This window comes from Sulfurimonas sp., from assembly GCF_019429335.1.
Lineage (GTDB): Bacteria > Campylobacterota > Campylobacteria > Campylobacterales > Sulfurimonadaceae > Sulfurimonas.
Window position 1 is genome coordinate 1 of record NZ_JAHYJB010000054.1, and the last position, 3,772, is coordinate 3,772.

Below are 3,772 nucleotides of genomic sequence, written 5' to 3' on the forward strand. Positions count from 1 at the left end.
GCTTTCATCATTATCCTCTTTTACTTCGCTTTTGTTTCTACTAACACATCTGTATAAATTGCAAAACCTACAGAACTTAGTTCCGAGTTTTTATATCTTCCGCCTCTGGCAAAGACCTCATTCTTTTCTATAACCCTGAAAAAGAGCTCATCATAGTAGAGCATCTTTGCATAGTACATCGGAGCCAAGACACTGTTTTGGCAACTTATTGCACCACACAGGCTCTTCATCTTCTCCAACTCCGCTCTTATTTGCGCAGGCACAATCTCAAGGAGTCCGTCAACCTGCTCAGGATGCTGAAGATAGACAAGCTTTTCAAGCCAATCAATCTTTAGGTTTATAAATTTCTCTATATTTACATGTCGAAAATCATCAAGTGTCAACTCATCAAACATCTCAACCAAAAGCTTTGGTATCATCATGTTTGAAATCTGTATCAGAGGCTTGACCTCTAATTTGTCAAATATATCTATCGCTATATTTAAAACAGAAGAGAGTTTGCTCTCACCCATAAACTCAACACCTATTTGAAACTGCTCATCTGTCGGGTAGCGAAAAACCGGCTGGATATAGAACCATTTTTTATGTTCCGTATTGCGCCCTAGTCTCTTCTCGATTATTCTGACAACGTCAATCGTAGAATCCGCTCTTAGCGAGATTGAGTTATTCTTTTCATCATTTACTTTAATAAGCTCTTTCTCGTTTGCAATACTCTTATGCTGATGATAAGAGAATATCGGGGTTACAATCTCCTCAAAGCCTTTAGCATACAAAATATCGCTAGCAACCTGTTCTATCTCTCTTTTTATCTTAGCGCTTTTGCCAAAATAGAGTTTTGAGCCGCTAGGAATCTCATGTTCTAAAATCATTTATACACCAACCTTAACGAATTGCTCCGAAAACACTTGCTCTAATATCATTTGCTAACCACTTTGAAATATTTTTCGTTAAAAACTCTGTTTGCACTGCCGTCATACGCTCTGCGACCTAACTTTGCAAGGGCAAGCTCTACTGAGTTTACAACCCATGCTATCTCATACGGAGCAATCAGACCCATCTGATTTATGCGGAAAATCTTGCCCTCAAGGTGATCCTGTCCGCCTGCAACATTTACGCCAAAATCAGTTTTTAAAATCTTTCTGATTTGTGATGCGTTCTCATCATCAATAGTCGTCATAGAGAGAGCAGGAGTTTTTGGATATACATGCAAACCAATAGCATTAAGTGCAGAGATAACTGCATCCGCTCTTGTAGCAGTCTCTTCGTAAAGCTTCTCTGCTCCGCCACTTCTTTCAATAGTCTCTAATATCTCTAAAAGCCCGATAGTCAGAGTTGTAGCTGCTGTCCACGCGGTAGTATTTTTTCTTTGAGATTTTATCTCGGTAGCAAGATTAAAATAGTAACCTCTGCCTTTGCCGATTTTCTCAATTGCAGCGTTGCTTAGTCCTAAAATTGCAAGTCCAGGAGGAAGCATAAGCGCTTTTTGGCTGCCTGCAATAAGAGAGTCAATATTTGTTACATCAATTTTCTCAACACCGACTGCTGTAATACCGTCAGCTATAACCATAATGTTTGGATTAATCTCTTTTACAGCCTTTGCAATCGCTTCAACAGGATGACGAAGTCCGCCTGCAGATTCACTTATCTGAATTGCGATAGCATCTACATTTGGATTGCTCTTAATTGCATCCACGACCTCTTTAACGCTAACAGGCGTATCCCACTCGTTTTTAATCTCGACACTGCCAAGTCCGTGAGACAGAGCAATTTTGCCAAATCTCTCACCGAATTTTCCAGAGTTTACATTTAAAAGCGTGTTGTGGCAAAGGTTTATAACAGCAGCTTCCATGGCACCGGTTCCGCTTGATGCGAGCATCACAACCTCATCGCTTCCAAAAAGATTGAAAAGATGCTTTCTGGTTTTTTCAAATATAGCCTCAAATTCAGGTGTACGGTGGTGCATAGTCTCGTCTGACATTGCGTTGCGAACATTTTGAGGTACCGGGGTAGGTCCAGGCGTGAAAAGTAACATATAAAAGTTCCTGATAAATTATAATTTAAAACCTCGCATTATATCCAAATAAGATAAAGTGACTCTTTATTTTTATGCTAGAATTTCAACAAAAAATTCAAAACAGATATTCTTCAAGGGCTTTTATGACTATACTCGATTCGATAATTTTAGGTGTAATAGAGGGCTTTACAGAGTTCCTGCCAATCTCATCTACCGGACACCTTATAGTTGCAAGCGAGTTTTTGGGATTAGAGCAAAACGCAATAAACAAAGCATATGAGGTCATTATTCAGTTCTCGGCAATTTTGGCAGTAATTTTTAACTACAAAGATAAATTTACAATCAAAAAAATAGATTTATGGACAAAGGTTTTTATAGCTTTCTTGCCTTTGGCTGTTATAGGTTTTATCTTCTCCTCACAGATAAAAGAGCTCTTTAACATAAACATTGTCGCGATTATGTTTATCATCGGCGGAGTGATATTTTTGGTAGTGGAGAAATTCTTTATTCACGAAGATGCAAACACAGTATATGATGTAGAAAAAGTTACGCTAAGACAGTCAATGGTCATAGGATTTGCACAAATATTTGCACTAATTCCCGGAACAAGCAGAGCTGGTTCAACCATCATCGGCGCACTTCTTGTCGGACTCAGCAGAAAAGCGAGTGCAGAGTTTAGCTTTTTGCTGGCTTTTCCTGTAATGGGTGCTGTCGCGGCTTACGATTTACTCAAACATTATCAAGATTTCAGCGAGGCTAATCTTTTGGTTTTGGGTGTTGGTTTTGTCACATCTTTTATAGTCGCATATCTAACAATAAAACTCTTTTTAAAGTTTTTAGAAAAGTTTACATTTGTCGCGTTTGGAATCTACCGCATTATTTTTGGTGTAGCTTTACTGCTTTTTTTCAATTAAACCCAAAAATGGAACATTGCTTGCTTATAATCTATACAAGGAACTCGCATGCAGATTATAAAAATTTACAGCTCCAAACTTGCCTCTTTTTTAGATAAATTTGAGGATTCAGTTTATTATATAAGCCGAAAAATTCTATAGTGTTTGCAGAATTATTTTTGCCAAACTAAGCGCTTTTGCACGATGAGAGAGGCTCTTTTTGACCTCATCATCAAGCTCTCCGAGTGTTTTGTCATATCCAAGCGGAATAAACATCGGGTCGTAGCCAAAACCTCCATCTCCAACCGCTTTTGCGATTGCTTCTCCATACATCCAGCCATGAACAACATACTCGCTATTTTTTGTCACGATTGCTATCGCCGCAGTGTAGTGTGCGGGTGAACTCTCTACTTTTTTTGCTTTTATCTCATCTATGACTTTATATAGATTATCTTTGTCAGTTGCACTCTCGCCCGCATATCTAGCGCTGTATATTCCCGGTTTATTATCAAGAATATCAATACTAATTCCGCTGTCATCTGCTATAACCACGATGTCATCTTCGCTTAAAGCGTTAAAAACAGCTCTTGCTTTTATAAGCGCATTCTCTTTAAAATCAGCCCCGTCTTCGATGATTTCAAACTCATCTATAATCTCGCTGTACGCAATTACTTCAAAATCTTCACAAAGCGCTTTAATCTCTCTTACTTTGCCTTTGTTTGACGTAGCCAATATTAATCTCACTTATAATCCTTGCAATTTACTTTGAACATTGGTTTTCTTGATCTAAAAAGTTAGTGTAAACAATCTTTTCAATATAATTGCGCATTATATAATATTTAAGGTACACAATGTTTAAAAAAGT

Annotated in this window: 4 protein-coding genes; 1 reads left to right on the plus strand and 3 read right to left on the minus strand. The window is 38.0% G+C overall.

What is annotated here, in order from left to right; translation table 11 throughout:
* Positions 1-20: 20 nt before the first annotated feature.
* Together K0A91_RS10665 and K0A91_RS10670 are read right to left on the minus strand one after the other, a co-directional pair.
* Positions 21-869 carry an ATP phosphoribosyltransferase regulatory subunit gene (locus K0A91_RS10665; RefSeq protein ID WP_295010168.1) on the minus strand — a complete coding sequence of 283 codons (849 nt, stop codon included), beginning with the start codon at positions 867-869 and terminating at the stop codon, positions 21-23.
* A 47-nt stretch (positions 870-916) separates the two neighbouring features.
* On the minus strand, positions 917-2,032 hold the full coding sequence (locus tag K0A91_RS10670) for an aminotransferase class V-fold PLP-dependent enzyme (RefSeq protein WP_295010169.1): 1,116 nt from the start codon (positions 2,030-2,032) through the stop codon (positions 917-919).
* A 125-nt stretch (positions 2,033-2,157) separates the two neighbouring features.
* Between K0A91_RS10670 and K0A91_RS10675 the strand changes: the two genes are divergently transcribed.
* The gene (locus K0A91_RS10675) at positions 2,158-2,928 is read left to right on the plus strand and encodes an undecaprenyl-diphosphate phosphatase (protein WP_295010171.1); all 771 of its coding nucleotides are present in this window, start codon (positions 2,158-2,160) and stop codon (positions 2,926-2,928) included.
* 135 nt (positions 2,929-3,063) lie between these two features.
* On the opposite strand, the gene rdgB is transcribed toward K0A91_RS10675, so the two are convergent.
* On the minus strand, positions 3,064-3,651 hold the full coding sequence (gene rdgB, locus K0A91_RS10680) for an RdgB/HAM1 family non-canonical purine NTP pyrophosphatase (RefSeq protein ID WP_295010170.1): 588 nt from the start codon (positions 3,649-3,651) through the stop codon (positions 3,064-3,066).
* Between the last annotated feature and the right edge of the window lie 121 nt (positions 3,652-3,772).